This is a genomic window from Amycolatopsis sp. La24 (assembly GCF_029087445.1).
Taxonomy (GTDB): domain Bacteria; phylum Actinomycetota; class Actinomycetes; order Mycobacteriales; family Pseudonocardiaceae; genus Amycolatopsis; species Amycolatopsis nivea.
Genome location: NZ_JARACH010000129.1, coordinates 1 through 5,339 on the forward strand (window position 1 = coordinate 1; position 5,339 = coordinate 5,339).

Below are 5,339 nucleotides of genomic sequence, written 5' to 3' on the forward strand. Positions count from 1 at the left end.
ATCTCTTGCTCACCGGCGGGGGCACGGTCTTCACGAAGGTCTCAACAAACCCAGGCCCCACGAGTGCTCACCCACCAGCAGCCACCACATCCGAGCCTGCCAAACCCGCCCGAACACAACCCATTAGCTATCCCTGGCCGAGGAGCGCGGCCGGGCTGGCGTCACGGTTCGTCAGGGGAACCCTCATTGACTCTGATTCCGTCAGGGTTCCCCTCGCGAACGTCCGCGCGCGCGGAGAAGGCCGCGCACCCCGGCGGTGCTGCGCACCACCGCAACGACGCTGCACGCCACCGCTGCCGAGAAAACCTCAACGCGGCAGCGGCCGAGCCGGCGCGGCGGGCAAATCGGAGCCACGGCCGGACCGGCTCCGCGAGCAATCCGGTCCACCAGGTGGATCGGAGCCACGCCTAAACCGGTGCTGTGAGCAAACCGGCCCACCACGTGAATCGGAGCCGCAGCAGGACCGGCCCCGCGAACGAACCGGTCCGGCAGGCGAACCGGTGCGGCGCCGGGAAAAAACGCGGATCCGCCGGACGGCGGCCGGAACCCCTCCCCGGTTCCGGCCGCCGTCCGGCGGAAGATTCAGCGGGAGCGCCGCCTGCTGGCCGCCCGGCGGTGGCTCCAGCCGCGGCGCTGCAGTTGCGCGTTGCTGAGCGTTTCGGGGCGGCCGCGGCCGTCGGTGCCCACCCAGCGCGGGCGCACGGCTCCGGCTTCGAGCACGTAGGGGCGGCCGCCGCACCACACCACGCTGCAGGGTTCGGTCGGCGGGTCGGTCGGGGCGTCGGTCTCGGCTGCGGGGGCGGTTTCGGTGCTCATGCTCTCGGTGACTCGTGCTCTCTGGCGTCGGGCTTCGGGGACCTGGAACGCGCGGGGCGCCTGCCCTCTACGTCGGCGCGGGACCGCCGAGCGTTAACCGCCCCGGGACGGATTCCTCCGAACGATGCGTCCCGGCGATGCGGATTTCCCCGTCCGGAAAGCGAAACCAACCGTCCACAGTAGACTCAACCGGCGCCGCTCCGGTGTGTCGGTGCCGCTCAGCGGGGGCGCGAGGGGCCAGAATGGGCGCGACCCCGGAGAAAGGATCGCGGTGCTCCCGTCGAAAACCGTGTACGGGCCGCTGTGCGCGGCTGTGGTGGTTTTGCCCGCGCTCACCGCCTGTTCGGGGGATCAAGCGCCACCGGCAGCCGCCTCGTCGGCGCCCTCCGCTATCGCCTCGGCCGCGCCGAGCACGCACGCTCCCCCGCCGCTGCCGCAGACCGCGGGCGCGAGCAGTCCGCCCGCCGCGCCCAGCAGCACCGCGGCCGCGCCGAAACCGTCAAAGCAGGCGCCGCCGTCCACTCCGGGCACGTGCGGCACCGTCACCGCGGCGAGCGGGATGACGCTGTACGTCTACGACAACAAAGCCATCCCGTGCGCGGACGCGATGGCGCTCGTCAAGAAGTTCCACCAGGCGATCAACGGCCGCCAGGCGGCGGGCTCGAACAACCCGGTCAACGCGACCGTCGATGGCTGGCTGTGCGTGTCCGGCCCGCCCGCCGCGCAGGGCGGCACCACGTGCAGCAAGGGCGAGCAGACCGTGCTGGCGGCGGTGGTCCCGGCCGAATAGGACCGGGACCGCCGCCGCGGCTCAGGACTTGAGGTCCGGGAAGTCGTCCTCGCGGAACTCGCCCTCGGGCCGCTCGCCGCCTTCCCGGCCGCGCAGTTCGACCCGGCGGATCTTGCCCGAGATGGTCTTCGGCAGCTCCCCGAACTCCAGCCGCCGGATCCGCTTGTACGGCGCGAGGTGCTCCCGCGCGTACGCCAGGATCTCGCGCGCGGTCTCGGCGTTGGGCTCGCGCCCGGAGGCGAGCACGACGTACGCCTTGGGCACGGCCAGCCGGATCGGGTCCGGCGCGGGCACCACGGCCGCCTCGGCGACCGCCTCGTGCTCCAGCAGGACGCTCTCCAGCTCGAACGGCGAGATCCGGTAGTCCGACGCCTTGAAGACGTCGTCGGTGCGGCCGACGTAGGTGATGTAGCCGCGTTCGTCGATCGAGCCGACGTCGCCGGTGTGGTAGTAGCCACCTCCGAAGGCGGCCGAGGTGCGTTCGTCGTCGTCCGCGTAGCCCGCCATCAGGCCGACCGGCCGGTGCGCGAGGTCGAGGCAGATCTCGCCCTCGGTCGCGCGCTCGCCGGTGACCGGGTCGACCAGCGCGACCGCGAACCCGGGCAGCGGGCGGCCCATCGACCCGGCCACGACGTCCTGGCCCGGCGTGTTCGCGACCTGGACGCTGGTCTCGGTCTGCCCGAATCCGTCCCGGATGGTGACGCCCCACGCCTTCTCGACCTGCTCGATCACCTCGGGGTTGAGCGGCTCCCCCGCGCCGACGACCTTCTTCGGCGGCGTCCGCAGCGCGCTGAGGTCGGCCTGGATCAGCATCCGCCACACCGTCGGCGGCGCGCAGAAGCTGGTGATGCCGCAGCGGTCCATCTGCGCCATCAGCGCCGCCGCGTCGAACCGCGCGTAGTTGTACAGGAACACCGTCGCTTCGGCGTTCCAGGGAGCGAAGAAGTTGCTCCACGCGTGCTTGGCCCAGCCCGGCGACGAGATGTTGAGGTGGACGTCGCCCGGTTCCAGCCCGATCCAGTACATTGTGGACAGATGGCCGACCGGATAGGAAACGTGCGTGTGCTGCACGAGTTTCGGCTTCGCGGTGGTACCCGAGGTGAAGTACAGCAGCAGCGGGTCCTCGGCGCGGGTGACCCCGTCCGGGGTGAATTCGGCGGCCGAGGCGTACGCGGTTTCGAAGGCGTGCCAACCGGAAACCGGCTCGCCGACCGCGATCCGCGTGTAGTCGCCGGCGACGTCGGCGAACTTCTCCGCGTCGACGTCGCGCACGATCACGTGCTTGGCGTTGCCGCGCTCCACCCGGTCCACGAGGTCGGCCGGGCCGAGCAGCGTGGACGCCGGGATCACGACCGCGCCCAGCTTGATCGCCGCGAGGATGGTCTCCCACAGCTCGCCCTGGTTGCCGAGCATGACGATCACCCGGTCGCCGCGCGCGACGCCGAGGCCGCGCAGCCAGTTCGCGACCTGATTGGACCGCGCCGACATCTCCGGGAACGTCCAGCGGTTCTCGGTCCCGTCCTCTTCCACGATCCACAGCGCGTACCGCTGCGCGTTCGCCGGGTCCGCCGCGATCGCGTCGAACCAGTCCGTGGCCCAGTTGAACTCGTCCAGCTGCGGCCACGCGAACTCGCGGTAGGCGGTTTCGTAGTCCAAGCGGTGGGCCTGCAGATAGTCCCGCGCCGCGCGGAATGCCTGGTAGCCGGTGACCTCAGCGCCGTTGCTCACGTCGTACTCCTCGTGCTCGCTTTCCCGTGCCTGTTTTACTCGCCCTTGAAGTCCGGCGCTCGTCGCTCCAGGAAGGCCTGGACGGCTTCCTGGAGGTCCTTGCTCGGCAGGAAGGCGGAGTTCCACGCGGCGACGTAGCGCAGGCCCTCGGCGACCTGGCGTTCGGTGTTCGTCGACAGCACCTGCTTGGTGCCCTGGACGACCAGCGGCGGGTTCGCGGCGATCTCCGCGGCCAGTTCGCGGGCCTTGGCGAGCAGCGTCTCCTGGTCCGGGGACACGTCGTTGACCAGGCCGATCTTCTCCGCGCGCGCGGCGTCGACGTCCTTGCCGGTCAGCGCCAGCTCGCGGACGTGCCCCTCGCCGATGATGGGCGCGAGCCGCTGGAGGCTGCCGATGTCGGCGACGATCGCGACCTTCACCTCGCGGACGCTGAACTTGGCGTCCGCGCTGGCCAGGCGGATGTCGGCGGCGGTGATGACGTCCACGCCGCCGCCGATGCACCAGCCGGACACGGCCGCGACCACCGGTTTGCGGCATTCGGCGATCGAGCTGACCGCCTGCTGCAGCCGCTGGACCTCGCGGTGGAACTCGGTGCGCGGCCCGGCCAGCGCGTCGCCCGCCAGCAGCGGGGCCCATCCGCCCATCATCGCGGGCAGGTCGAGGCCGTAGGAGAAATGCTTGCCGCTTCCGGTCAGCACGACGGCGCGCACGCGCGGGTCGGCGTCGAGGGCGGCGAACACCAGCGGCAGCTCGCGCCAGAAGTCGGGGCCCATCGCGTTGCCCTTGCCCGGGCCGAGCAGGGTCACCTCGGCGACCGGTCCGTCGAGGTCGATGCGGAGCGAGGCGAGTTCGGGAAGGGCGGCTACTGGTTCGGTCATGCCGATCATCTTGACTCATCCCCCCGACCCCAGCCCATCCGGTTGACACTGTGCCAACTGCGCTGCGGGATGCTTTCCTGGAGACCCGAGGTGGAGAGGGAGGCGCCCGTATGGACCCGGCACCCGTGCCCGTCGCCGACGCCCCGCCGGCGGAACCCGCGGCGGCCCGCAAGGCCCGGCCGATCGAGCTGTCCGGCTCGTTCCGGCACGAGGGCCAGCGCCTGTGCTACACCGAGTACGGCAGCGGCGACCGCGTCGTGGTGCTGATGCACGGGATCATGTTCACCCGCCGGATGCACGCGCCGCTGGCCAGGCGGCTCGCCCGCGCGGGGTTCCGCGTGGTGACCCTCGACCTGCTCGGCCACGGCGATTCGGACCGGCCGACGCAGTCGTGGCGCTATTCGATGCCCGCGTTCGGCGAACAGGCCGTCGCGCTGCTCGACCATCTGGAGATCGAGGACGCGGTGGTCGGCGGCACCTCGCTGGGCGCGAACGTGGCGCTGGAGGTGGCCGTGGCCGCCCCGTCGCGGGTGCGCGGGCTGGTGGTCGAAATGCCGGTGCTGGACAACGCGATCATCGCCGGGCTGCTGACCTTCGCACCCCTGTTGTTCGCCGCGCGCTTCCTGCCCGCGACGGTGCGCGGGGTGGCGTTGGCCGCGCATCTGGTGCCGCACGGGAACCAGTGGGTGGACGTCATCACGGACACGCTGAGCCAGGAACCGGCGCCGATGGCCGCGTTGCTGCACGGCGTGCTGTTCGGCCGCGTCGCGCCGCCCAAGTCGATCCGGGGCACGATCACCACGCCGACGCTGGTGATCGGGCACGAAGGCGACCCGATCCACCCGTTCGGCGACGCGGGCAGCCTGGCCGAGGACCTGCCGAACGCCGAGTTCGTCCAGGCCCGCAGCCCGGTCGAGCTGCGGTTCGACCCGAAGCGGCTGAGCGCGGCGATCCGGGACTTCGCGTTTCGCCGCTACCCCGCCTGAGCCCGGCCCCCGAGGTCCGTGAAGGGCTCCTTGAGGGAATCTGACCTGGATCCACCGATTTGAGGTTTTGCTGATCTTGGTGGTGGGTGTGCGGGTGGTGTTTGTTGGGTGGGCGCGTTGGTGTGGCTGGCGTCGCACCAG

6 protein-coding genes are annotated in these 5,339 nt (G+C 71.3%); 2 read left to right on the forward strand and 4 right to left on the reverse strand.

Annotation, left to right across the window (positions count from 1 at the left end; all coding sequences use genetic code 11):
• Positions 1–582 precede the first annotated feature (582 nt).
• Positions 583–816, reverse strand: coding sequence for a hypothetical protein (locus PUT80_RS45980; RefSeq protein WP_037805714.1), 234 nt, complete (start codon positions 814–816; stop codon positions 583–585).
• 351 nt (positions 817–1,167) lie between these two features.
• Entirely contained in the window at positions 1,168–1,347 is a 180-nt protein-coding gene (locus tag PUT80_RS45985; RefSeq protein ID WP_275295896.1) for a hypothetical protein, read from the reverse strand.
• 28 nt (positions 1,348–1,375) lie between these two features.
• Between PUT80_RS45985 and PUT80_RS45990 the strand changes: the two genes are divergently transcribed.
• On the forward strand, positions 1,376–1,606 hold the full coding sequence (locus tag PUT80_RS45990; protein WP_037714276.1) for a hypothetical protein: 231 nt from the start codon (positions 1,376–1,378) through the stop codon (positions 1,604–1,606).
• A 21-nt stretch (positions 1,607–1,627) separates the two neighbouring features.
• Here the strand turns inward: PUT80_RS45990 and PUT80_RS45995 are convergent, their stop codons facing one another.
• Together PUT80_RS45995 and PUT80_RS46000 are read right to left on the reverse strand one after the other, a co-directional pair.
• Entirely contained in the window at positions 1,628–3,334 is a 1,707-nt protein-coding gene (locus PUT80_RS45995; RefSeq protein WP_275295897.1) for an AMP-binding protein, read from the reverse strand.
• A gap of 35 nt (positions 3,335–3,369) precedes the next feature.
• Positions 3,370–4,212, reverse strand: coding sequence for a crotonase/enoyl-CoA hydratase family protein (locus tag PUT80_RS46000; RefSeq protein ID WP_275295898.1), 843 nt, complete (start codon positions 4,210–4,212; stop codon positions 3,370–3,372).
• A gap of 110 nt (positions 4,213–4,322) precedes the next feature.
• Between PUT80_RS46000 and PUT80_RS46005 the strand changes: the two genes are divergently transcribed.
• Entirely contained in the window at positions 4,323–5,198 is an 876-nt protein-coding gene (locus PUT80_RS46005) for an alpha/beta fold hydrolase (RefSeq protein WP_043834334.1), read from the forward strand.
• The last annotated feature ends 141 nt before the right edge of the window (positions 5,199–5,339 follow it).